General features: G+C 40.8%; 21 protein-coding genes and 1 other RNA gene. 14 read left to right on the plus strand and 8 right to left on the minus strand.

The window, feature by feature from the left end:
- Position 1: 1 nt before the first annotated feature.
- Entirely contained in the window at positions 2 to 499 is a 498-nt protein-coding gene (locus tag ABD772_RS02190; protein ID WP_345100784.1) for a hypothetical protein, read from the minus strand.
- Positions 500 to 509: 10 nt separating this feature from the next.
- A complete protein-coding gene (locus tag ABD772_RS02195; RefSeq protein WP_345100785.1) occupies positions 510 to 2,942 on the minus strand; it encodes an alpha-ketoacid dehydrogenase subunit alpha/beta in 2,433 nt (810 codons plus the stop codon).
- Between the two features lie 349 nt (positions 2,943 to 3,291).
- On the opposite strand from ABD772_RS02195, the gene ABD772_RS02200 reads away from it, so the two are divergent.
- From ABD772_RS02200 to ABD772_RS02255, 12 genes are all read left to right on the plus strand, one after another.
- Positions 3,292 to 3,711: a DUF1573 domain-containing protein gene (locus ABD772_RS02200; protein ID WP_345100786.1), complete on the plus strand. Its 420-nt coding sequence runs from the start codon at positions 3,292 to 3,294 to the stop codon at positions 3,709 to 3,711.
- 159 nt (positions 3,712 to 3,870) lie between these two features.
- Positions 3,871 to 5,106, plus strand: coding sequence for a pyridoxal phosphate-dependent aminotransferase (locus ABD772_RS02205; RefSeq protein ID WP_345100787.1), 1,236 nt, complete (start codon positions 3,871 to 3,873; stop codon positions 5,104 to 5,106).
- A gap of 77 nt (positions 5,107 to 5,183) precedes the next feature.
- Positions 5,184 to 5,553, plus strand: a transfer-messenger RNA (tmRNA) gene (gene ssrA, locus ABD772_RS02210).
- Between the two features lie 249 nt (positions 5,554 to 5,802).
- A complete protein-coding gene (locus tag ABD772_RS02215) occupies positions 5,803 to 7,020 on the plus strand; it encodes a site-specific integrase (RefSeq protein ID WP_345100788.1) in 1,218 nt (405 codons plus the stop codon).
- A 66-nt stretch (positions 7,021 to 7,086) separates the two neighbouring features.
- Positions 7,087 to 7,617 (plus strand): ORF6N domain-containing protein, encoded by a 531-nt coding sequence (locus ABD772_RS02220; RefSeq protein WP_345100789.1) that lies wholly within the window; start codon positions 7,087 to 7,089, stop codon positions 7,615 to 7,617.
- A 58-nt stretch (positions 7,618 to 7,675) separates the two neighbouring features.
- Entirely contained in the window at positions 7,676 to 8,434 is a 759-nt protein-coding gene (locus ABD772_RS02225; protein ID WP_345100790.1) for an SH3 domain-containing protein, read from the plus strand.
- 175 nt (positions 8,435 to 8,609) lie between these two features.
- Entirely contained in the window at positions 8,610 to 8,879 is a 270-nt protein-coding gene (locus tag ABD772_RS02230; protein ID WP_345100791.1) for a helix-turn-helix transcriptional regulator, read from the plus strand.
- A gap of 13 nt (positions 8,880 to 8,892) precedes the next feature.
- Positions 8,893 to 9,153 carry a helix-turn-helix domain-containing protein gene (locus ABD772_RS02235; protein ID WP_345100792.1) on the plus strand — a complete coding sequence of 87 codons (261 nt, stop codon included), beginning with the start codon at positions 8,893 to 8,895 and terminating at the stop codon, positions 9,151 to 9,153.
- Entirely contained in the window at positions 9,150 to 9,443 is a 294-nt protein-coding gene (locus ABD772_RS02240) for a hypothetical protein (protein ID WP_345100793.1), read from the plus strand. Before ABD772_RS02235 ends, ABD772_RS02240 begins: the two co-directional genes overlap by 4 nt.
- Positions 9,444 to 9,667: 224 nt before the next feature.
- Complete coding sequence (locus ABD772_RS02245) at positions 9,668 to 10,060, plus strand: plasmid mobilization protein (RefSeq protein WP_345100794.1); 393 nt, start codon at positions 9,668 to 9,670, stop codon at positions 10,058 to 10,060.
- On the plus strand, positions 10,041 to 10,979 hold the full coding sequence (locus tag ABD772_RS02250; RefSeq protein WP_345100795.1) for a relaxase/mobilization nuclease domain-containing protein: 939 nt from the start codon (positions 10,041 to 10,043) through the stop codon (positions 10,977 to 10,979). The genes ABD772_RS02245 and ABD772_RS02250 overlap by 20 nt, the downstream gene beginning before the upstream one ends.
- A 30-nt stretch (positions 10,980 to 11,009) precedes the next feature.
- Positions 11,010 to 11,663 (plus strand): hypothetical protein, encoded by a 654-nt coding sequence (locus ABD772_RS02255; protein ID WP_345100796.1) that lies wholly within the window; start codon positions 11,010 to 11,012, stop codon positions 11,661 to 11,663.
- A 701-nt stretch (positions 11,664 to 12,364) separates the two neighbouring features.
- Here ABD772_RS02255 and ABD772_RS02260 read toward each other — a convergent pair.
- The 6 genes from ABD772_RS02260 to ABD772_RS02285 form a co-directional block, all read right to left on the minus strand.
- A complete protein-coding gene (locus tag ABD772_RS02260) occupies positions 12,365 to 12,721 on the minus strand; it encodes a response regulator (protein WP_345100819.1) in 357 nt (118 codons plus the stop codon).
- Between the two features lie 129 nt (positions 12,722 to 12,850).
- Positions 12,851 to 16,384 (minus strand): chemotaxis protein CheB, encoded by a 3,534-nt coding sequence (locus ABD772_RS02265; protein ID WP_345100797.1) that lies wholly within the window; start codon positions 16,382 to 16,384, stop codon positions 12,851 to 12,853.
- Between the two features lie 381 nt (positions 16,385 to 16,765).
- A complete protein-coding gene (locus tag ABD772_RS02270; RefSeq protein WP_345100798.1) occupies positions 16,766 to 17,998 on the minus strand; it encodes a BamA/TamA family outer membrane protein in 1,233 nt (410 codons plus the stop codon).
- 183 nt (positions 17,999 to 18,181) lie between these two features.
- Positions 18,182 to 18,505, minus strand: a complete 324-nt coding sequence (locus ABD772_RS02275; RefSeq protein WP_345100799.1) for a hypothetical protein — start codon at positions 18,503 to 18,505, stop codon at positions 18,182 to 18,184.
- Position 18,506: 1 nt separating this feature from the next.
- Entirely contained in the window at positions 18,507 to 18,638 is a 132-nt protein-coding gene (locus tag ABD772_RS02280; RefSeq protein ID WP_345100800.1) for a hypothetical protein, read from the minus strand.
- Between the two features lie 26 nt (positions 18,639 to 18,664).
- Complete coding sequence (locus ABD772_RS02285) at positions 18,665 to 19,399, minus strand: acyl-CoA desaturase (RefSeq protein WP_345100801.1); 735 nt, start codon at positions 19,397 to 19,399, stop codon at positions 18,665 to 18,667.
- Positions 19,400 to 19,882: 483 nt separating this feature from the next.
- Here ABD772_RS02285 and ABD772_RS02290 point away from each other — a divergent pair, with 483 nt between their 5' ends.
- Both ABD772_RS02290 and ABD772_RS02295 read left to right on the plus strand, forming a co-directional pair.
- Positions 19,883 to 21,070: an ATP-binding protein gene (locus tag ABD772_RS02290; RefSeq protein ID WP_345100802.1), complete on the plus strand. Its 1,188-nt coding sequence runs from the start codon at positions 19,883 to 19,885 to the stop codon at positions 21,068 to 21,070.
- 646 nt (positions 21,071 to 21,716) lie between these two features.
- A complete protein-coding gene (locus ABD772_RS02295) occupies positions 21,717 to 23,387 on the plus strand; it encodes a molybdopterin-dependent oxidoreductase (RefSeq protein WP_345100803.1) in 1,671 nt (556 codons plus the stop codon).
- Positions 23,388 to 24,126 lie beyond the last annotated feature (739 nt).

The following is a 24,126-nucleotide window of genomic DNA, read 5'->3' on the forward strand; positions in this document are numbered from 1 at the left end:
ATTAATCTTGTTCAACTTCCAGAAGGTTGGCAATAAATAGTTTGAATTTCGATAAGTCGGCATTAAAGGCTACTACCGGCAACAGATAACCAAACACCAGTATGCCAAAACAGGCTACCGCTGTTTCTTTATATCTTCCCGTACTTAAATCGCTTCTTTTTGAAAACGCTATACTGGCCAATAACAAGATGATAACGAGGCATGATATCAAAATAACTTTTGCTGCCGGTTTTAGTACAACGCTGGCTTTGGTACCGTCCGTCGTTACTGTTAAATATAATTTTGCCTGAGGCTTAAACGATCGGGAATATGCTCCGAAACTGAACATATCCTGTTCTTTAAGGCGGATATAATCCGGTAAAAAATCAGCGGTATATTCCGAATCGCCTTCCTGCAATTTTTCTTTGATCTGCTCAGGCGATAATTTGCTTGTTAATTCATACCGGCGGTAAGGGAGCCAAACCATACCGGCTTCGTCGTTGCTAGGATGATTGCCCACACCTTGTCGACTAATAAATCGGGGGATATTTGCCTGGATTGCTATCGCTCATCATGCCATAAACCAGCTCCACAACATCATCGGCAGAGGGCTTTGTAAAATAATCGCCGTCCGAGCCATAAGGCGGGCGGTGATCTTTGGCAGTCAGTGTACGCGGAGGCGCATCTAAAGCATAATAACCTTTTTGCGTTTCCAGGATATTATGCAGTATATAAGCCGATGCCGCGCCGGGCAGATCCTCATCAACTACTAATAATTTATTGGTTTTATAAAGCGAGTTACCACAAACGTTATCAATATCAAACGGATATAAAGTTTGCGGATCGATGACCTCGATATGAACACCTAATTTTTCCAGTTCAACAGCAGCTTCAAGTACTATACGAAGCGTAGAGCCATATGATACCACGGTCATATCCGGGCCTTCGCGCATGATCTCTGCTTTGCCCAGCGGTACCGTAAAATCACCAACGTTTGACGGCAATTTTTCTTTAAGACGATAGCCGTTCAGACACTCTATAATAATTGCCGGCTCGTCTCCGCGCAACAGGGTATTGTACATGCCGGCTGCTTGTGTCATATCGCGCGGAACGCAAACATGTAAGCCACGCATAGCATTCAAAATAATTCCAAGCGGCGAGCCAGAATGCCAGATACCTTCTAAACGATGGCCCCGGGTACGTACAATCACCGGCGCTTTTTGCCCCCCTGCTGTGCGATAGCTTAAACTTGCCAGGTCATCACTTAACACGGTCATGGCGTAAAGCACATAATCTACATATTGTATCTCTGCAATTGGTTTAAGGCCGCGCATAGCCAACCCCATACCCTTACCTATAATAGCCGACTCGCGGATACCTGTATCAAAAATACGCAGATTACCGTATTTACTTTGTAAACCGGCAAATCCCTGGTTCACGTCGCCAATGGCGCCAACGTCTTCACCAAAAGCCACTACCCTCTTATCGCGGGTAAAATTGGCATCAAAGCAAGCGTTTAATACCTCGCGGCCATCAAGCAATTGTGCATCTGCAGGGTATTGCGCAGGCACAACCGGTACTTTTAATGGCGATGCCGGTGAATTACTAAACAATTTTGAGTTATAACGATCTGCATTTGTCTCGTTTTCCTGCTCCAGCCAGTTAGTCAAAGCATTTTTTTCTGCAAATGTTTCGGTAATCGTTAAACGTAAGGCTTTGCGCACCGCTGTGGTAGTGTCTTTACGCCCCGGATCAACGCATGCCAGTAACTCGGCATTGATAGCTTCCAGGTCGTTACCGTAAGCCGACACCTGCGCCAGCTCGCTGATGAGGTTTGCAACCTCGTCTATCTCTATTTTAATTTTGTCAGACAGGTTGTTCCAGGCGTCGCGCTGGCATTGACGAACATATTTTTTGGCTTCGTCTTCTAAAAACGAAAGATCATCCTCAGCAATAATTGCCGACTCCAACATCCAGTTGCGCATTTGTAACAGGCAGTCGTGTTCGTTTTCCCAGGCTAAACGGTCTTTACTCTTATAACGCTCATGCGAACCCGATGTTGAGTGGCCTTGCGGCTGTGTCATCTCCACCACATGAATCAGCACCGGTACGTGCTCGGTGCGGCAATAAGCTATAGCCCGCTCATAAGTTTCGCAAAGGGCTACATAATCCCAACCCCGAACTTTAAATATCTCGTAACCGTTGGTACCGTCTTCGCGCTGGAAGCCTTTCAGCACTTCAGAAATATCGCCTTTGGTAGTTTGTATATTAGCCGGAACAGATATCGCGTAAGCGTCGTCCCAAATAGAAATAGCCATAGGCACCTGCAGTACCCCGGCAGCATTAAATACTTCAAAAAACAAACCTTCAGAAGTAGCGCCGTTACCTATGGTTCCGAAAGCAACCTCATTGCCGTTGATTGAAAAATTGTTCATTCCGGCTAATTCTTTATTCTGGCGATATAATTTTGATGCAAAAGCCAAACCAAGCAAACGCGGCATATGACCGCCGGTAGTAGACATATCGGAGGAGCAGTTGAGGCTTTCAACCTGATTTTTCCAACCGCCATCTGCATCAATAAAACGCGTAGCGTAATGACAGTTCATTTGCCTGCCACCCGATGACGGGTCTTCATTGATATCCGGATGAGCATATAACTGCGCGAAGAACTCAGGGAGGTTACTCATGCCTGTAGCAAACATGAAAGTCTGGTCGCGATAATAGCCGGCGCGCCAGTCGCCTTTTCTAAACGCTTTTGCCATAGCTATCTGGGCAACTTCTTTACCGTCGCCAAATATGCCAAATTTAGCTTTGCCCGTCAGCACCTCACGGCGGCCTATTAAGCTGGCCTGCCGGCTTTCATAAGCTATACGATAGTCATTGATTACTACATTCTTGAAATCATCAAAACTTAGCTCAGTAAGATCAATTTTACTGGTACCAGGATTTGCAGTTTCGGGCATAAGCGTTTATTTAGTCTGTAAAATTAAAAAATTCTATTTGGTAATCGGCATAACTATCAATCAAAACAAGCACTTTGCGCTATAAGTTTTTATCCACATTAAAGCAGCTGTTTTGATGAGCACATAAGTTAACCGCCCACACCTGACATTGGCAAACATATAAAAAGTATTTAATGGCACAATACCATAAAGGCAACTATAGCTTACCGCTCACATTGTAACAAATCTGTTTTGAAACCAACAAAACAGTGCAAATAACCGTATAAGCCACACAAAGAGGTCATTATTTGAAACCAAAAATTGATAGTTTGGTTAAACCTTATATCTTTGTAATAATCAAACATACGTTATGAAAAAATTATTTTTAATGTGCGCAGTAGTTTTAGGATTTGTTCTGAATGTATCCGCACAAGATAATACTGCACAGGACGCCAACAAACCTGAGTTTAAATTTAACGAAGAAAAACACGACTTCGGTAAAGTGCCTCAAGGTACACCAGTTACTACTGTATTTACTTTCACCAACGTGGGTAATGATCCGCTTATTTTAACTGAAGTAAAACCAACTTGTGGTTGCACCATTGCAGATTATACTAAAACTCCGGTAAAAAAAGGTGCAAACGGTAAAATTACCATTACTTATAATGCGGCGGTAGCAGCACCATTTAGCAAAACCATTGTGGTTACCAGCAATGCAAAAACTCCACAAAAATATTTAACAATTATAGGCGAAGTTGTAGCCAAAGCGGCGGCACCAAGTACGAAGTAGCGATTTCAGACTTAACCCTTTAATCTCTACAGAATAAAGGGTCACTTAATAAAACAGAAAAGGCCCGAAAATTCGGGCCTTTTCTGTTTATGTATAATTTAATTATATAAACAACCAGTTTCATCAAAATAAAATTCATCTTTTTTCTATTTTTGCCAAATGCCAAATATCTCTCGTAAGGGACAGCGGATGCCCGCCTCCCCGATCAGAAAATTAACTCCCTATGCCGATCAAGCTAAGCTTAATGGCAGAACTGTTTACCACCTTAATATTGGACAACCGGATATTGAAACCCCTGTGGGGATGATACAAGCCGTTAAAAATATCGATTTTAAAGTTTGGGCCTATACGCCATCAGAAGGCACCTTGTCTTATCGTAAACAACTTACCAAGTATTACAATAAAGCAGGATACAACATCACCCCGGAAGATATCATTGTTACTGCCGGTGGTTCGGAAGCGATATCCATTACCTTTATGACCTGCCTGGATGCCGGTGATGAAGTGATTGTACCCGAGCCATTTTATGCTAATTACAATAGCTTTGCCAGCCAGAGCGATATTGTAGTTAGGCCGATATTATCGCACATCACCAATGGTTTCGCATTACCGCCTATCAGCGAGTTTGAAAAAACCATTACTGATAAAACCCGCGCTATCTTTATCTGCAGCCCTAATAACCCAACAGGCTACCTCTACTCTCGCGAGGAAATGGAAGCTCTGAAAGCGCTGGTATTAAAGCATGATCTGTATTTATTTGCAGATGAAGCTTATCGCGAATTTTGTTACAACGATCAACCTTTTGTATCGCCCATGCATTTGGATGGGTTGGATGAAAACGTGATCATCATTGATACGGTAAGCAAGCGTTACAGCGCCTGCGGTGCCCGCCTGGGTTGTATCATTACCAAAAACAGAAAGTTCTGGGAAACAGCTATCAAATTTGCGCAAGCGCGGCTAAGCCCCGGCCTGGTTGAACAAATTGCCGGCGAAGCGGCTATAGACACACCCGACGAATATTTTGAGCGCGTAAAAGCCGAGTATACAGCCCGCCGCAATACAGTGGTAAACGCACTTAACAATATGGAAGGCGTATTTTGCCCCAATCCCGGTGGTGCATTTTATGTAATGGCTCAATTGCCCATTGATAACTCAGACAAATTTTGCCAGTGGATGCTTGAAGAATTCAGCTATGAAAACCAAACGGTAATGATGGCGCCAGCAACAGGGTTTTACAGTACTCCAGGCGCAGGATTAAACGAAGTTCGGTTGGCTTACGTATTGAATAATAATGATCTGGCCAAAGCGATGAAGTGTTTGGAAGAAGCTTTAAAAGTTTACCCCGGCAGAGTTACAGCAGAAAACCGAAAGCAGAAAGCCGAAAGCATTTTATAAGCTATACCTTTGGCCTGAGTTTTGTATATTTGTAATCGCTTTAAGCTTTATTCTTTCAGCTTTTACCTCAAAATACAGGGGTCGACCGGAATTGACAGGATGGAGATAAGTATGTAAGCATGCAGCGCGTTGGACGAATTAGCGCTTTAATCTGAACGTTCAAAACTACAAATGGCGAAAATAACTACGCCTTAGCTGCCTAATTTAGAATTAGCATAGCTTTTGTCCCGCCGGTTTTCCGTTTCATTGGATCGGCAATCGGGGCATCGAAAAATGAAAATAGCTGATTGTAAGGTGTGGGCAATCGGCGAAACAAAGCACCTAAGGAAGACGGTACAGGTAGGCTGCTGACCTTCCCCTTCCCGACAATTAAACAGACGCTAAGCATGTAGAAAGCGTACCTTATACCATGTTTGGACGAGGGTTCGAATCCCTCCGGCTCCACTAAGTTCAATGTTAAGACAGACTAAAAGCCTGCAAATCAAATGATTGCAGGCTTTTGTTTTTTAGTCAAATGGCTATATTATTCACCAATTCGTAATAAAAAGGAGCGTAATTCGGTGAGTAAGTTTTAAAAGTTCCTTACTCACCAATACGACATATCCCTTTGATAATCAACGTGTTTAAATTTTGAACATCTTGTACAGGTGTGATTGCAAGCTTAATTTTGTTTCACTTTTTAATGCTTAAAACATTATGAAAACTAATTTCAGCTTGCTTTTTTATTTAAAAAAGCCAAAAAACTATCAAGCCGGCCTGGTGCCGATTTATCTACGTATTACCGTAAACGGTAAACGTTCCGAAACTACGACAGGGCGGGAATGTGAGCCAAGTCTATGGAACAGCATTGCGGGCAGATTAAAAGGGACTAAGGAGGACACTAAATCCTTTAATGCCTATTTAGACACGTTGCAAAAACAAGTTTACGAGGCGCACAGTCAATTGACTGAAACAAAAAGCATTATTACCGCTGAAACTCTTAGGGATAAACTATTGGGGAAAAGCGAAAAAGCGAGAATGCTCATAGACATATTTAAAGACCATAATAAGAAAATTGCAGCATTAGTTGGTAAAGAGTATGCCGCAGGTACATCTATTCGCTATCAAACCTCACTAAAACATACGCAAGAATATTTGCAGTGGCAATACAAAGTGTCGGATATAGATATTAAAAAAATTGACCATGATTTTATTGCCAATTATGAGTTTTATCTCCGTTCAGAACGTAATTGCGCAAATAACTCTGCTTTTAAGTATATAAAGAATTTTAAAAAAATTGTTGGTATCTGTCTGTCAAGCGGATGGTTAGACAAAGACCCATTTATTAATTACAAAATAAGAATTAAACAGGTTGACAGGGTTTTCCTTAGTGGCGATGATTTACAAGCTATGGCTAACAAAGTATTTTCAACAGAGCGCTTAAACCAGGTAAGGGATATTTTTTTATTTTGTTGTTTTACGGGATTAGCTTATGCTGATGTAAATAAGCTTAAGAGAAATGAGATTGTTACAGGGCCAGACGGTGAGATGTGGATATTCACAAAACGTAAAAAAACAGATACCCCAAGCCGTATTCCATTATTACCATCTGCCTTAACTCTACTTGATAAATACACAGATCATCCAATTTGCAGTAATTTAGGTAAAGCCCTGCCGGTAAGTACCAATCAAAAAATGAATGCTTATTTAAAAGAAATAGCAGGAATTTGTGGCATAGATAAACCTTTGACTTTTCACATTGCCCGACATACTTTTGCTACTACCGTTACACTATCCAACGGTGTACCCATAGAGAGCGTAAGCAAAATGTTAGGTCATACCAATATTAAAACTACACAACACTACGCTAAAATATTGGATTTAAAAGTTAGCCGGGACATGGCCGCCATTAGACAGAAATACGCCGCAATTTAATTTTATGATCTCTAAGGTCACATTTTGTGACCTTAGAGAATTTCATTAATCACCCAACATATTAAAATGGAAAATCAAATTATACCTGATGAAGTCATCATGACTAAAATATTTTACATCAGAGGACAAAAAGTAATGCTTGATAAGGATTTGGCGGAATTGTATGGTACAGAAACCAAAAAGCTCAAGCAACAGGTTAACAGAAATCTTAACAGATTTCCAAACCACTATATGTTTGAGTTGACAAAAGAAGAAAATGAACTTTTAAGGTCGCAAAATGCAACCTTAAAGAAAGGTGAACATTCCAAATACCTGCCATTTGTTTTTTCAGAACATGGTATTTTAATGTTATCTAATGTGCTTAAAAGTGAAAGCGCTGTACAGGTAAGTATTCGGATTATAGATGTATTTGTTCGGCTAAGAGAGGTTTACGCTGAACAAACGGAAGTTTGGTTAGCTATTGAAAAGATAAAATCCAAGCTTGATAATCAGGATAAGAATATGGAAATAGTATTCCGTTACCTTGACGAGCTAATCGATAAAAAAGACAACCAACCGCAACGCAAAGTAATTGGCTTTAAACCAGACGGTTTTTAAGAATCATTTGAAAACAAAGCTTTATAGTAAATTTGTTATCTATCTAAGAAACAGGTTTATGAGAGCACAATATTTTAAACATCGTCATTGGGCTGATTTTTCCCAAGACACTAACGATATAGGCCGTCCCTTGTTTTGGCCAAAAGATAACGAAGACAATCATTTTTTATATAGGTTATATGATAAGCAGGAAGCAGAATTTCCTGCTTTTTATCAATATCATCTGGATAATTTCCTAAAGCTTTATCCCGATGCCGAAGAAAAAGAATTTTTCACACACGTTTGGGAAATAATTGACGATGCCACCGCCGAACTGAAAGTAAAAAACCGCTACACTTCCAGGCATGCAATGGAATTCAGAAATAAACAGCACTTAAAAAGTTTCTTAGCTTACCTTAAAATTATTGACCAATGGAATACAGGCCGAACCAAAGATGAAATCATTGCAGATAAAGAGGGTGAAATCAGAAGCCTGAAAGAACAAAACGCCGAGCTAAAAGAGGAACTTAAAGCCGCAAGGAAACTTGAAACCGAAGACTTTATAAATATCCAAGAGGGCTATCTTTTGACCGTGATTGACCTCGCAAAGAAGATGCAAGGCTTAGAAATGAATGGTAAGGAACTTGTATTTTCACAAACACAATCCGTCTGGACAAAGATGATCTGTAAGAATTTCAGGCATGGCAATAAGGAAATTAAGTTTGAGACCATTCGGCGATATTTCCCCGGCAATCCTGATGAACCCAGCGGCAGGTCAGCCGCAGTTCCCACTAAATCACAGCTTTTCCAAATAGTTGAAGCGAAAAAACGAAGCTAATATAGCTCGCTTTTCGCTTAACCACGTTGTTTAATCCCATCTATCATTTTATTGATAATGAGTTAATTGCACAGCATTGCAACTTAACTAAAACCACTCCAATTTAACCACGCGAATCTGCGTGGTAACGAAAAATAGCCTTTTTGCCAGTTATTTGATTTAAAAATCAAAGGCTATGGAAATATTCAGCACAAACGCCCTAAGCCAATGCATACGCGAGGCAGTCAGGGCAGAACTACAGGAACACTTTAAAACAGGCGACAGCCAGCCGCTGGAATCAGAAAAACTTTTATCCAAGCAGGAGCTTGCCGCCGAACTCGGCGTGTCATTGGTAACGCTTACCGACTGGATGAAAAAAGGCTTACCCTATTTGCGCCTGCATAAACGGGTGTACTTCAAAAAAAGTGAGGTACTCAATGCCATGCAACAAACTATTAAAGATTAAAGGAGGATGACAGATGAATGTGGAATTGGTCACAAGAGAAGATTTAAGGCGGTTGGAAGATTTATTAAAAGAGATCAAACAGATTATTCAGCCGGGACAAAGCCAGCCTAAAAAATGGCTAAAGAGCAGCGAGGTAAGGAAGATGCTAAATATATCACCAGGCACTTTACAGAATCTACGTATCAACGGTACGTTACGCTTTACCAAAATGGGCAGCATCATGTACTACAAGTTAGAGGACATCAATAAGGTTTTGGAGGAGAACGGGCAATGATTGTTTCAAAAGAATTAACTGGTTACAGCGACATTATTAGACGCATGGGAACGGACAAGCGGGTACTGGCAACTCATGTAAGCTTATTCACGGCTTTATTTATTTTTTGGCAGCGGGACGGCTTTGTTAGTCCTTTTGCCATTACTCGAAAGATAGTGATGGCGTTTTCAAAAATCGCATCCATTGCCACTTATCATAAGTGCATCAGGGAGCTTGATAAGTATGGCTACATCCGATATCAACCATCTTTTCACCCGGCAAATGGCAGCCTGATTTATTGGCCGGGATAGCCTAAGAGCCACGGGCTTTTAGGCGGTTTGAAATATACAGATATACCGCCTATTCCCCCTTGCGGGGACAGCGGTTTTTTATCCGTTGTAAGGAGCAAGTTTGTGTTTTTGGTACCCAAAAACTCCGTTACAGCCTATGGCTGAACGGCAAACTTGCTTTTTGCGCCCGTTGGTTGCAAAAAGGAAAAGGCAAAAAGTCAAGGGATTAATACAGAGTGAAGTGTATGGAAACAAGCAATAAGTTACTGGCCAAGACCGATAAACCAAAACACAAAGGCGGCAGGCCGAAGGTGAAGATCAAACGGGAAACTCACGTAAAGGTTAGGCTTACCGCAACGGAACGTTTTTTTATGGCCGCTAAGGCCAAAGACGCGGGTATGCGTTTAAGTGACTGGATAAGGGCAGCAGCCCGAACAGCTAAAGTTGTCGCCAGGCTAAAACCGGAAGATTTACAAATCATGCGGATGCTTACGGGAATGGCCAACAACCTAAACCAGTTAACCAAACTCGCTCATAGGGACGGCTTGTTAACCATTGCGACTAAATGCGGTCAGCTTCTGATAGAAATAGATGAAGCCTTAAAATATTTCAACAGCAATGATAGGCAAGATACCTAAACCCGGAAAAAGCTTTGGGGGCTGCATCCAATATAATGTGCTTAAAAAGGAGGCAGCGATACTCTATGCGGATGGTGTGCGCATCGATAAGATAGCGCATACCATTGATGATTTTAACATGCAGCGGAAGATGAACCCCGGTTTAGGTCAGGCGGTCGGGCATATTGCTTTAAGCTGGAGCCCGAGCGACAGCGATAAATTAAACGATGAAAAAATGGTGAGCATCGCCAAGGAGTATTTACAGAAAATGAAAATTCAGGATACACAGGTCTTAATGGTGCGCCACAAGGATAAAGAGCACCCACATGTCCATATCGTTTATAACCGGGTGGATAATGAGGGCAAGTCGATACCTGATAATTTTCAACACCTAAAAAACGTCAAGATCAGCAAAGAGCTAACCTTGAAGTATGGTATGCACATAGGCCAGGGCAAGGAAAAAGTAAACCGTCAGCAATTAAAAGGCATAGACAAACTGAAATATGAATTGCACGATACCATCAAATCGGTTAGCCAAAAGGTTAGCAGTATGGCCGAACTCAAACAGGAGCTGTTAAAGCAGGGCATTGGTATGCAGTTTAAATACAAAAGCGGCACGTTGGAGAAACAAGGTATTAGTTTCAGTAAGGGTAAATACAAATTCAAGGGGTCAGAGATTGACCGCAGTTTAAGCTACGGTAAGTTGAGCAAACAGATAGAGCAACAACAGAAGCAAGTCATAGAACAACGTCTATCTTTGGGACAGCAGCTAAGGGAGGTCATCAATAAACAACCAGGCAAAGAGCAATCTAATCACCTATCATTTAACCCATTTGGGCACCTGCCGGTAATTACGCCGGAACCGGATAAACCTTACAGGAGAAAAAAGAAGAAGGGACAGGATCAAGACCAGGATCAAAGCCGTGGAATTAACTATTAAAAATCATTAACCAATAGAAAGGAGTAAATTATGCCATATCAGGAAGAAAAGAACATGCACGAAGAAATCATAGACAGTTTGGCCAAGAAAGTAACTGACCTGGAAAACCGCCAACAGAAGGTAGATAACATGGAACTGAATAAACTACAACCGAGGGTAAAAGAATTAGAAACACAAGCTGCGAGCTATCCAACAGTCAATATATTAGCTTATAATGACCAGATAAATCAATTCGGAAATCAAATTAACGGTTTGAATGAAAAGATAAAGGCCGTACCAAAAGAAATACCCGTAAGGCATACACACCAGTTTGATACGAAGTCAAGATATGTTGTCCGCACAATAATAGGGCTATTAGTTGCCGTGGCCATTTTAACAGGTATTTCAATAAGCCTCTGGATTGAGAACAACCGCCGGGCAGATGAAACCAACAAATTTTTGATATTGCGGGGTTTTTATCCCAATGTGGCAAAATATATTGATACCGCTTATATCAGTAACGCCGACTTCCTGATAAAAAAGGCAAAAGCCAATATTGATGAACAGCAAACAATGTCCGAAGCTGCCTTTGCGGCGAAGCAAGCCGCCGAGGAAAGTAGGTTGGCAAATGAAAAGGTAGCAGCGCTAAAGAGTAAAAATCAACCTGTAAAAAAGAGACGACCTAAAATCAATAACAATGATTAATGTTTTTTCATAGAATAGATTTGTTGTTTTTATGGTACTTGATAATGAATTAATTCCCATGATTGCGCCTAAATTAATTTCCTTTATATATAATTTAACTAATCCCACTCGTGGAACATTCCATATTCACCTGTACAGCGAAGATAGCCCACGCCGGAATAAAAAGTAAAGGGTATATAAACGGGCGGGAGTTGTTCGCTTTCAGCGGCCCCGCCCGCCCTTGACTTTTACCCGGCTACACGCTCTTGGTTGCTTAACAGTTGAGTATGGCCCGCGTGTTCATCACCTCTTTCGGCACACCTGAACGCAGCAGGGCATGGCGGGTAAGCCACACGGCCAAATAAATAAATTACCCGTGTTATGGGTTCGGTACGGCTTTACCCGCGCCGAAATTTGAATATCAAGTAAAGTAAATTCAGCATGAAAGTCATTATTAATAACATCAATATCTACTTTAACACCGGGGTATATTGGCCACCACCTTATGGATACATTCCAAATTATCAGTGCGGCAAAGGTCGCCATCGTTGGGATTAAACTCAACATATACAATCTGCCAGTTGTATTTTGTTTTTTAGCGGCTCGGCTTTGACTTTTTACCCGGCTCCCGCTTTTGGGTTGTACAACCGGTGAATATGAGATGGTGTTCAATGAAATATTGACTGTAGCTAACGTTTTGTGTTCGCAATAAACATACATAATTAACAGGCTACAAGTTGTTTTTCTACTCGTGCAAGTAAATGGTCAATATCAAAAGGTTTAGCAACAAAATCATTTGGCCCACCTGGAAGAAGTAGTGATTCAGCCAGGTCATGTGTCCCGGAAATCAGAATAACGGGCAGTAAATTAGTCAAATGATTTTCCTTTATACTTTTACAAATTTCGCGACCATCCATTCCGGCAAGCATTACGTCCATTAATATGAGGTCTGGCTGAAGGTCTTTAATATCGTCAAATACGGTATCACCACAAGATAACATCCGCACTTCATACCCAGCCTCTACTAATACTAAAGAAAGAATTTTTAAAATGTCAGGATCATCGTCAATAATTAATATTTTTTTTACTCATAAATCAGGAGAAGACACAATACTTAATGTTTCATCGCTAATATGATGCCAATATTAAGTTTGATAAAATTCCTTTACGATTACCATTTTTAGGCCCTCCTGCAAACGATAAGTCTATTAAAATTGCGGTAAACTAAAGTAAAATGTTGATCCTTTGCCCATTTCACTCTCCACCCATACTTTACCTTTATGTCGCTGGATAATTTCAGCAGACAGATATAGACCAAGACCAAAACCGGAAATGGTTTGGGTATTCATATTTTCTATCCGATAGTACCGGTCAAATAACTTTTCCTGATACTGCGGTTTTATGCCCATTCCTTCATCCTTTACACTTACCTGGATATCGCCTTCCACTTCCTTGCAGGAGATCTCGATATTTTTACCTTTCGGTGAATACTTAACCGAATTACTTAAAAAATTATTAACCACCTGGCCGATCTTATCTCTATCCGCCTTAACAGATACCGTTGGACCTGGCAGTACTACAAAGTTGTGGCTGGCGGTTATCAGCGTAACCTCTTCCACTATTTCGTTCAGCAGGGCATTCATCTCGAATGTCTGCTCATTTAAATAAATCTTCCCGGCTTCAAAGCTCGAAACATTTAAAAACCCGTTGATCATGGCGGTCATTTTCTTTACCTGGATGTGCGCCTTATCCAATTTATCCACATTAAAAGTATCTTCAGCTTTCTTTGCCCTGGAAGTTAGCAGCTGTATATATCCTTGCAATGAGGTAAGCGGGGTTCTCAACTCATGGCTCACCATAGCGATAAAGTCGTTTTTCCGGATCTCATCCAATTTATGTACGGTTATATCATGCAATACTCCTGTAAAATAGGTTAGCTTATCGTCCTGATCATAGGAAAGGTCACCACTGGCCCTTACCCAGCGAAGTTTTCCGTCGTGAAATCCCTGTAGCGGAAATTCCACATCACATTTAATACCCTGGCTAATGTTGGCTTCCACAGCATCGGTCACTAAACTCCGGTATTTACTATCAATTTGGGCAATAGCCGCTTCATAGGTCATTTGCTCATCAGGGTGAAAGCCAAATATCTCTTTAAGTCGTTGGGACGGAATAAATTCGCGGGTTGGTAGTTCTATAGACCACATACCCATTGCGGCTGAATCCATAGCAATCCCCAGCATTTTATTACTAATATTTAATTCCTGCTGTATTTTTTTTAGTTCGGTAATGTCATTAAAAGTAATAATAGCGCCGGTATTTTTATGATCTGCCTGCTGCACGTAAGGCATGGTCATGACCTGGTACCATTTACCATTATTTGTTTCAACTTCTTTGGTGATTACACTCCCATCGGCCAATACTTTTTTAACATCCTCAATGATGGTTTCAAATTTAATATTGGTAGAAATATTGCTGAGCGGTCTGCCAATATCCGTTTCCAGTAAGTTGATCTGCTTTACCGTACCTGGCGAAAATTTCATTAACCGCAGCTCATTATCAATAAATAACTGCCCGTTGATATTGCTCCTGAAATAATTATTCAGATCGTCGTTAATTTCCAGCAACTCTTTATTTTTTAGCTGGTAATCTGCATTAATAGTATGGAGTTCTTCGTTTACGGACTGCATTTCCTCGTTGGTACTTTGCATTTCTTCATTAGCAGAGATCAGTTCCTCATTGAAGGATTGTAAGTTTTCATTAGAGGCATCCAGCTTTTCATTGGAAAAATGAAGTTTGTCTTTTGATTCCTTTAATTCCTCTTCCAGGTTAACAACGTATTGATCAAGGTATATTTTTTCATCATATACAGTATCTTTCTGTAAGGACGGAACCGATCTATCTTCACTGAAAGTGACCAGTAATAATTTCTCTTCACCTTTTACTACGAAAGGACTTACTGCCAGGTTTACCTTAACGATAACCTGCCCCCGTTTGATCTTTATACCGTTTAAAACAACACCGTCCTTTGTTTTTAAAGCCTTTTTGCTCAACGCATTGAAAGCCACCGCAAGCGGCTTTGGTAAAAGTTCTGCCAGGTTTGAACTGAAATGTTTATGAAGTAAATACTTGGTACTATCTCCATAAGATTTGATCACCTGGTTATTCTCATCTACACAAACTGTAAAATAATCCAATTTTTTTGCCAGGCTTTCATGCATGGCTTCGGCCAAGGAATGGTTTGTATTTTTAGATGCTTCTTCGTGCGAAAAGCGGGATGGCTTGGGTTTGGTATCCAAAAATTCAGGCATTGAAAAGGCATCAAAGCTTACGGCCCGCTTTGTTTCCAGGTTCTTGTAGATCTTCCATTTTTTATGGGTCACTTCCAGGTTTTTGATAATGGGCATCGGGTTTTCGCTGGAACCTAAAAATAAATACCCGCCTTTTTTTAGTCCGAAGAGTAACATGGCAAATACTTTCTTTTGCAAAACAGGGGCCATATAAATCAGCAGGTTACGGCAGCTTATCAAGTGCATATTACAATAGGGAGGATTTTTAACCAAGTCATGCTGCGCAAAGATCAGCATCTTGCGAATGACTGGTTTTACCCTGTAATTATCTCCCTCTTTTAAGAAATACTTTTCAAGCAGATCAGCAGGTACATTTTTTGAAATGTTCTTATTATAAACGGCCTTGCCTGCATGCACTAAAGCAGCGCTGTCAATGTCTGTAGCAAAAATCTTTACTACGGTATCCGCTAACCTGCCCGTTAATTGCTCGGCTATCAATATGGCTATGGAATAGGCTTCTTCTCCGGTTGCACAACCGGCTACCCATACTTTAAGTTCCTCAGCAGGGGATAAACTTTCGAGGATGCCGGGTAATACTTTGCTTTTTATAAAATCAAAAGCTTCTTTATCTCTGAAAAACGAAGTAACGCTGATCAGAAATTCTTTGGTCAGGGCCTCTACCTCTTTTGGGGTGACTTTCAGAAAATCAAGATAATTTCCCAGCGTTGTAAAATTCCCGAAAGAAGCCCTTCTTTTAGTCCTTCGTAATATGGTAGGTAATTTATAATCTGTAAAGTCCAGCGGCGATCTTTCTTTGATCAGATCAATAATAGCCGCGAGGTTCTTTTCATCATCAGCCTGATCAATAGTTAAATTTCCTTCGTTTTTTACATAATCTTCTATGGCATCCGGCATGGCTATAGGTTCCATGACAAAATCTATCACTCCGGTCGCGATAGCATGGGAAGGCATGCTGCCAAACTCCGAAGTTTCGGGATCACGCGCCATTACCATGCCGCCAGCTTTTTTTATGGCCTTAACGCCTTCAGTGCCATCAGCACCTAAGCCAGACAGAATAATACCAATTGCCTTTTTGCCGGAATCTTCCGCAAGAGAGTTAAAGAACGCATTGATCGTTAAATGAGGCCCTTTAACTTTTTCTTTAGCTGTTAGATATAATTTATTATGCCGGATGGTCATGAACTTATCACTTGGGATAAGATACACCTGATTGCATTGTACGGTCATTCCATTTTCAGCCTGTTCAACTTTAAGCTTACTGTGTTTTGCCAGCAGTTCAACCATTCTGCTCTTAAAATCAGAAGATAAATGTTGCACGATGATATAAGAAACGCCATCTAAAGGCGTATGGTCAAAAAAAGAATTTATCTCTTCCATGCCGCCCGCGGAGGCGCCTATAGCAATGATATGGTGGGGATCATCTTTTAACATTGTAGGATTTTAAAGAGCGGTGGCAGAATTTAAACAATTCTTAGATGGCAGACAATCGAATTAAATCAAACTTACAATATATTTTTGAAATGAGCATTTTATTATTGTTTGTAATACTATAAATTCTGTAAATAAGCGGACTGTTTCCCTAATGGAACTTTAGTGATTTTTGATGTTCTTATAAATTATGAAGACCACGATTCGAAACTTTCAATCCTAAACCTGCCAACTAATCGTTGTATGCGCTTCAGCCGGAGGGCTGAATGCACTGATAGTGGACTTATAACAATCTTCCTCAGTGAGAGCTCTATAGAGGTTTCAAAAGAAAAACTGCTTTAATTTATACAATGTGATAAAATTCAATCACCATTTAAATGCCAGTTAAAAAGATTCGCCAATATTCAGTATTACAGCATTATAGCCTTTACTTGCGGCGTAGTCTATTCCAATATTGGTATTAGAGCCTTTGTTGAATTTAATTCTTAAACCGGTGCCAGCAGCCGGATGCCAGGATTTAAACAAGGTGCCTGAACCACTGACAGTATTCACATTGGCAAACACCACAAAGCCCAAAAGCCCGTTGGTGGTAATATCGCGTCTGTATTCGCTTTCGAGGTAGAATAGCGATTTCCCGCGGTAACGATTCTGATCAATCCCTTCGCCCGAGCGGTTATACGGGTCCCACCCAATACTCGGTAAATCAAGATAAGGTGCGTTACTCCCCAATACGGTCCAATAATAACACCAAAAAGCCAGTGTATTCTGTTGGTTTTTATTACTCGGGTTTAAAGGGACGTATTTTCTTACATCAACATATAAAGAGTTCCAATAATCACCGCTGCCCATAAACGTCGGGTTTACCCGGTAGACTACGTTTACATAACTACCTGGTAAAGGATTGATGGAATTATTTCGGGTATCATAGAGAAGATTAAGGCTCACGCCTGACGAAACCGAACTGTTTTTCGTGCCGTAAGGATAGCCAGTAAACTGTCGCAGGTCAATTGCGGCATCGTCGCTTTTAATATTACTGTGATAATCCAGGTTATAGCCTAAACCGGCAAAAAAATAAGGCTTAATGCGTTTGAGCGCGCTTTGGTAAAAACGAATATAATTGTTATCAACCAACGTTTTCTCGTTATAAGCATGGCTGCTTCCCAGGCCCCAGGTGTTTTGTGGATAGACCAGGAATCGAATATCTCCTTGTATGTTCCAGGCATTATCCTTTAGCCAGATACTGGTGCGCAGTGGTAAGCCGTATCGGCCGTGCAGATTCCAGTAAGGCGCAAAAGTAGCGCTGGAAAGATTGGTTGTGCTTTTCGGCCCGAGATAGGTACCGGCGGTTGTACTGGTAATCAGCGCGCGACCTGCTCCCCCGGGCACTGCACCCGGAATGGGCAATATGGAGAAATAGATCTTCTTTTCCTGCTGTACCCGCGGTTTCTGTGGGTTGATTTTAAAGAGTTCCTTGGCAATATCTATCAGATCGGTTTGCCGCGATGTATCCTTGACGGCGCTTTGCTTCGGGATCATATTGGAGGCATCCTGCGCATACAGCGCAGCAGGCAGTAAAAAGTACATACTTATTACGTACCCTATTTGTTTAAACTTCATATTTCCTGTTGATTGATCTTTAAGCGCCTGTTCTGGCGGTAAGGAAGATGATAATCCTTGTAGAACTGCTTTTGTTTCCCGTTAGGCTTTACCAAACGCCCGTTATCATCCTTCCATCCGCAGGAGGGGTTTGTAAGACATGATCTAGAAATGGCATTTGTTTAAAATTTTATAAATATCATATTAACGGCGCAACCGGTTAGGGCTGTAAGCAATCAGGTATTGCAGCTCTTGCTGCCGGATATGGGTTGCGTCTGTGTTTTTTTCAATACCCGCCAGCCGCTGGCTTAATTTAAATTTGACGGAGCTCATCATCTCGGCAAGCATCTCTGGCAATACTTTGGCAGATAACGTGGGGAAATATTTTTTTTCAATGTCGGCTTTATCGCGGCTGGAAGCCATGTCGACTTCCCAGGTTTCATCGGCCTTAAAGCCAAATTCCCGCGCGCAGTTATTCAAATCATAAACATATACTTTAGCCTGGAACTCCACTGTTTGATCATTCATCTTATTTGGTTTTTTTTGTGTTTAAATCGTCCTTCGATACTGTTTTTTTGCCAGCCTGGTAATCTGAGGTGGTCTTTTTTCCTTCGGTAGCCGGCGCTTTTTTGATATTCTTGCCGCCTTTGTCTTTACTCATAAGTGTTCTATTTTAATGTTAGTTTATTAATAAGCTTTTCTTAAAGTGATGATACGCATCCAATGCATCAGTTTCATCACCGGATAAACCGGATCAAGCTCGAACCAGCGCTTGCCAAAATTGGCGCTGTTGGGATGCTTATGGTGGTTGTTCTGGAACAATTCGCCGAGCATTAAAAAATCAAACGGGGTAGTATTTTTAGATTTATCCTTGTTGTCAAAATTAGCATAACCGTATTTATGGCCGCACCAGTTTACAATAGCGCCATGAATGGGACCCATCATAAAGTGGATCGGCAGCAATAAGAATAGCCACCAGTATGGCGCGAAAAAGATATAGAAAGTAGTATAGGCTGCGCCAAACAATATCCTGGAAAGGATAGATGAACCCATGCGGTCGATCAGCGGCCATTCAGGGTAATGCCCTGGAAACTGCGCCTCGGGGTCTTTAATACGTTTGACATAGTCGCCGAAAGTAACAATAGTCGCTTTCATCATCTGGTAGACATCTACAAAGAAATGAGGCGAATGAGGATCTTTTTCAGTGTCGCTGAATGCATGGTGCGCACGGTGCATTAGTGCATAGGCTCTTGGATTTAAAAAAGATGCACCTTCAAAAAGGTAAGCCAAAACATAAAATATGCGTTCCCAGATCTTGCTTGTGGTAAACATACGGTGTGAGGCGTAGCGGTGCTGAAAAAACGTCTGAAAAAAAAGTGACAGGAACCAGTGTGCAATAAAAAATGAAAGAATAATTAACATGGAAATTTGGTATAAATGATTTAATAACAGGCATGGCTTTCCATAACTGTTGACAGGAAATTAAACAGAGAGGGTGGTTCACTGTCGGCCTGGATTTGTCTGGTGAGACTTACGCATAAATTAAGCTGCGTTTGTATTCAATCAGTAAACGTTTATGGGATATTAAGCCAAAAACAGCAGGTACTTTGTAGAGTCTCTTTTGGAAGACTATAATATATAAACGCATAACTTACTTATTTGTTGTAAGAGGGTGTTACTTTAAAGCAATCGATAATCTTCGTCTCGCTTATGTCATTTCAACCTCGCAAAAGCCATATTCGCTAGTTATTAAAACGCCCCTTTATAAAGACCTATATTGGAGTAGATTATATTATGAACGAATTGATTACCCGATAAGTGGCCCAATAGTATAAGGACCGAATTACTGTATTCATATTTAAAGTTTTTTATACATAAAGATTATATTTACATGATATTTTAATTATGGCACCGCAAAAAACGCATCAGGAAAACCACGAGGAAACCATAATTGCACTCAAAAATGAAAATGAGCGGTTGAAAAATGAAAATCAGCAATTACAATCTAATAATTCACAGGTAGACAAAACCGAATTCCAGAATAGTCAAACCAGGTTTAGTACCATATTTGAATATTCAAGGCTTGGCAACAAAGTTATTACCGCGGATCTCAAAATTGTGCAGGTTAATCCGGCCATGGTAGCGCTTTTGGGTTATAGCAGTAAGGAGGAAATTATTGGAACCCAGATTCTGGACTATTCCCCAAAAGAAAATCATAAGCATTGGCAAATGCTTCAGAAACAACTTTGGAAAGAAGCAACCCCATCCTTTAGTTTGGAAACTGTGCTGATAAGGAAAGATGGCTCTCTGATTTGGTGCCAGGTAACCTCTATACTATTTCCTGATCAGGGCGAAACTTTAGGGTACACTATTATTGAGGACATTACAGAAAAGCATGATCTTCGCCTACAAAAGGACGAATTTATAGGGATAGCAACACATGAACTAAAAACACCGATTACCAGCTTAAAAGCATCTTTGCAACTGATGAATCGGATGATCAAAAACGAATCTGCCATTCCGGAAAAGATAGCCAAACTGGCCGCCGACGCACAGCTTTATACCTTAAAGCTTACCCATTTAGTTGAGGATTATTTAAACACCGCAAAATATGAACAGGGGAAGCTATCAATCAATAAACGCTGCTTCCCGTTATCTGACGTAATAGACGGATGTTGTAATCATGTGCAGTTAGACCGAAGACATTACGTGACACACAGTGGCGATCTTGCCATCGAAGTATATGCAGACAGGCATAAGATCGACCAGGTCATTGTCAACTTTGTCAACAATGCGCTTAAGTATGCCCCCGCATCAGAAGAGATAGCAATTCGTGTGGAACAGTTAAAAGACCATATTAAGATATCAGTTAGCGATAAAGGTGCGGGCATTCCCCCCGAAGACATCCCACATCTGTTTGACCGGTATTACCAGATTAACAAAGGCAACACTCAAACTCCCGGGCTGGGCCTTGGGTTATATATATCAGCACAAATCATTAAAGCCCATGGAGGTGAAATTGGTGTAGACAGTGAGCTGGGAAAGGGTTCTACTTTCTGGTTCACCTTGCCCGTACAGAGCGATAGTTTTTAATTTTTTAATTAAAAACAGAAAAGACGATGAAACTGAAAAAATGTAGATTCCGGACTTACATGGATAAGCATATCTTCCACTTCGGCAGGATTGTATAAATAAATATCCGTCAATCCTATGAAGACTTTAGAGTCGCTACGGAAGGAATTGCCGCTTTAAAAGGAAGAGAACGAATTGGAAAGCTGACCAATCTGGTGGAAAATTTTTACAAACAACAAAGCTGGATCTGGAACAATTGGAGCTCATCAAGGCGAGTTGCCAGTAAAGATTAATAGACAGCAGCCTCAACCATCAAACTATATCGAATGCATCTATTTACATTATACAGGCGATCTGGCATTAACGGTAACTGGCGACAGACACACTATAGAGCAGGTGCTGGTGAACCTTGTCCATAAATGCAGTTAAGTTTGGACAGGAGGCAACAGAAATGGTTATACATATTTTCTGAGATCATCAAGACATGCGGATGACATCGGTGTCGATAGTGAACCAGGCAAAGGCTCTGATTTCTGGTTTACATTACCTAACGCCTGAAGTTAACCTGCTGAAACAATTAAAAGATGCATGGGTTATTTAACCGAGTATAGCTTAACTTAAAGCTATCAATCGGGCAATTAAGCCATTTGGTCAATTCTTCACAATAATGTTTACCAATTTTAACGAAGCAGAACGGGAAATACGTTTCCCCGATGACAGAAGATGGTTTATGGGCATTAAGCCCCTTGCGCTTGTTATTGTTGTAATTTTATTATTATTAACTGTTGGCGCTGCGTGGTGCCAGTTTATTGCTTTAGGCTTGCCGATGGACCCTTCTGCAAACCTTCCCACTTTATCTCCTTCAGATCCAAAAGGATTTCCTTTGTGGTTAAGCTTAAGCCACTGGGTGAACTTCTTTTTTCTAATAATGATTATCAGAAGCGGGCTTTCCATCTTAGCAGATCACCCTCGCCTGTACTGGAACCGGGGATGTTCGCCGAACTCGGAGTGGCTTAGATTTACACCTGTAAAGGTTCCTGATGACCGTGTTTATACGGCAAAAGAAGATGGCCGTTATTTAAATCCCATTGTTGGATTGCCGGGGTATCGTTATTCTGTAGGCATCGCCCGTGCATGGCATTTTATAACTGTTCCGTTTTTCCTGCTTAATGGGGTAGTTTTTATACTCCTGTTATTTTTCACAAACCAATGGAAACGCCTGGTTCCGGTGTCATGGCAAATCCTACCTGACTCCTGGAATGTATTTGTACATTATGCCACGTTCCACATGCCGGTTGAACCTAACGGCTTTTATCATTTTAACGCCTTACAGCAAATTTCCTATTTCGCGGTTGTTTTCCTTTTGGCACCTATTGCCATGATAAGCGGCATGTCCATGTCACCCGCTATTGAAAACCGTTTTCATTGGCTGCCTAAACTGTTTGGTAACCGGCAAGGTGCACGTTCGGTCCACTTTTTAGTTATGCTGGCTTACCTGGCATTCATTGTCATTCATGTGGCGATGGTGGTTGCAACAGGGCTAACCCGGAACATGAACCATATTACGGTAAATACAGATAACCCGGTTAGCCATACCGGTTTATATATCGGCTTAGGTATTATTTTATTTACCATCGCCTTTGGGTTTCTGGCACATTGGATCTCCTGGCAACGCCCGCGATCTTTACAGTATACAGAAGCTGCTATCAACGGTACATTGTGGCTAAACACCATTAATAAATTCAAACCTAAGCTCTACTATAAGGAAAAGGACATATCACCTTATTTTTGGGTAAACGGCAAAATGCCGGTATCTGAAGAGTGGCGAAAATTAGCAGCGAATAAATTCTTAGATTTCAAGCTTTCTGTTGGTGGTCGGGTTGAAAAGCCTGTTGAGTTATCACTCGACGAACTTAAAGAATTAGGTTTGGAACAAAATATTACCATGCATCATTGCATACAAGGGTGGTCGGGTATCGCTGAGTGGGGCGGCTTGTCTATCAGGTCGCTCATAGAACTCGTTAAGCCGCACAAATCAGTTACTACTGTTGTATTTTACTCATTTGGCGAGGGGCTTTACGGCGGTACGTATTACGACACCCACACTTTAGATAATTGCCTGAAACCGGAGTCGATCTTGGCCTGGGAAATGAATTATCAGGCGCTACCGGAAAAATATGGAGCTCCGCTCCGTGTGCGGATAGAAAACCAGTTAGGTTATAAAATGGTAAAGTGGATTAGAAAAATAGAGTTTTTAGACACGCACGAGCATATAGGAAAAGGCTTCGGCGGTAAAAATGAAGATGATGAATTTTTTGATCTGCTGGCTGACACCTAAATCCGATGGCAGTACACGATGGCGTGTTCCTAAGTTGAATTACTCTTCGTAACTACTGGAAGGTGAAAAAATAGGATATATTATCTAAAACCATATTAGCTTATACTTCATAAATAAGTGTCAAAGAAATCTAACCTAATAAGATGACCAACCTAAATATTATATGTAATAGGGGCATTCTAGGTTCGCACTATCAATCGGGAAATGGTTATGTGATCTGATAAGATATGCAGCTTAGTGCCCCTTTGGCTTTGTACTTGACTTGTAATTGATAAAAGAATTTTGCTTTAGTTATCCATTAGCAAGGCAATGGTTGACAATTTTTCAGGTGATTGATATATTTGCCTGCCGATATCCCGCTGATCTTATATTATGGTGTTTTGATACCAATAAAAAGACTGCAAATGCTTTGTTGTAGTCTTTTAGCGCCTTATAATATTGTTTTTAGTAGCGCGTAAGTGAATAATCAGTACCCTTGTTCCGATAAAGTTCTACTTTATGGTCATAACCTAAAAGATCTAACTGGACGGGATTGACTTCCAAATTCTTAAGTCGGGAGCGATAATTTTATTGCCCAGCGGCGAAGATTCAAATACAGTTCGGAAGCGAATTTGTGATACTTAGTATTTTTCCTGTTCCGCATTTTTGATATATCTAAACTTTGCGAACGTTTTAAATTTAGATTTTCTTTTTTAAAGATAAGATTTCTTTTTTCAGAGTTTCAATGGTTTCCATAGGA

This window comes from Mucilaginibacter panaciglaebae (assembly GCF_039539265.1).
In the GTDB taxonomy this organism is placed as follows: domain Bacteria; phylum Bacteroidota; class Bacteroidia; order Sphingobacteriales; family Sphingobacteriaceae; genus Mucilaginibacter; species Mucilaginibacter panaciglaebae.

Bases quoted from the DNA above. Each gene is read 5' to 3' on its own strand.
- ABD772_RS02195 (WP_345100785.1), bottom strand. From the start codon at position 2,942: ATGCCCGAAACTGCAAATCCTGGTACCAGTAAAATTGATCTTACTGAG.
- ABD772_RS02200 (WP_345100786.1), top strand. From the start codon at position 3,292: ATGAAAAAATTATTTTTAATGTGCGCAGTAGTTTTAGGATTTGTTCTG.
- ABD772_RS02205 (WP_345100787.1), top strand. From the start codon at position 3,871: ATGCCAAATATCTCTCGTAAGGGACAGCGGATGCCCGCCTCCCCGATC.
- ABD772_RS02215 (WP_345100788.1), top strand. From the start codon at position 5,803: ATGAAAACTAATTTCAGCTTGCTTTTTTATTTAAAAAAGCCAAAAAAC.
- ABD772_RS02220 (WP_345100789.1), top strand. From the start codon at position 7,087: ATGGAAAATCAAATTATACCTGATGAAGTCATCATGACTAAAATATTT.
- ABD772_RS02225 (WP_345100790.1), top strand. From the start codon at position 7,676: ATGAGAGCACAATATTTTAAACATCGTCATTGGGCTGATTTTTCCCAA.
- ABD772_RS02230 (WP_345100791.1), top strand. From the start codon at position 8,610: ATGGAAATATTCAGCACAAACGCCCTAAGCCAATGCATACGCGAGGCA.
- ABD772_RS02235 (WP_345100792.1), top strand. From the start codon at position 8,893: ATGAATGTGGAATTGGTCACAAGAGAAGATTTAAGGCGGTTGGAAGAT.
- ABD772_RS02240 (WP_345100793.1), top strand. From the start codon at position 9,150: ATGATTGTTTCAAAAGAATTAACTGGTTACAGCGACATTATTAGACGC.
- ABD772_RS02245 (WP_345100794.1), top strand. From the start codon at position 9,668: ATGGAAACAAGCAATAAGTTACTGGCCAAGACCGATAAACCAAAACAC.
- ABD772_RS02250 (WP_345100795.1), top strand. From the start codon at position 10,041: ATGATAGGCAAGATACCTAAACCCGGAAAAAGCTTTGGGGGCTGCATC.
- ABD772_RS02255 (WP_345100796.1), top strand. From the start codon at position 11,010: ATGCCATATCAGGAAGAAAAGAACATGCACGAAGAAATCATAGACAGT.
- ABD772_RS02265 (WP_345100797.1), bottom strand. From the start codon at position 16,384: ATGTTAAAAGATGATCCCCACCATATCATTGCTATAGGCGCCTCCGCG.
- ABD772_RS02270 (WP_345100798.1), bottom strand. From the start codon at position 17,998: ATGAAGTTTAAACAAATAGGGTACGTAATAAGTATGTACTTTTTACTG.
- ABD772_RS02275 (WP_345100799.1), bottom strand. From the start codon at position 18,505: ATGAATGATCAAACAGTGGAGTTCCAGGCTAAAGTATATGTTTATGAT.
- ABD772_RS02280 (WP_345100800.1), bottom strand. From the start codon at position 18,638: ATGAGTAAAGACAAAGGCGGCAAGAATATCAAAAAAGCGCCGGCTACC.
- ABD772_RS02285 (WP_345100801.1), bottom strand. From the start codon at position 19,399: ATGTTAATTATTCTTTCATTTTTTATTGCACACTGGTTCCTGTCACTT.
- ABD772_RS02290 (WP_345100802.1), top strand. From the start codon at position 19,883: ATGGCACCGCAAAAAACGCATCAGGAAAACCACGAGGAAACCATAATT.
- ABD772_RS02295 (WP_345100803.1), top strand. From the start codon at position 21,717: ATGTTTACCAATTTTAACGAAGCAGAACGGGAAATACGTTTCCCCGAT.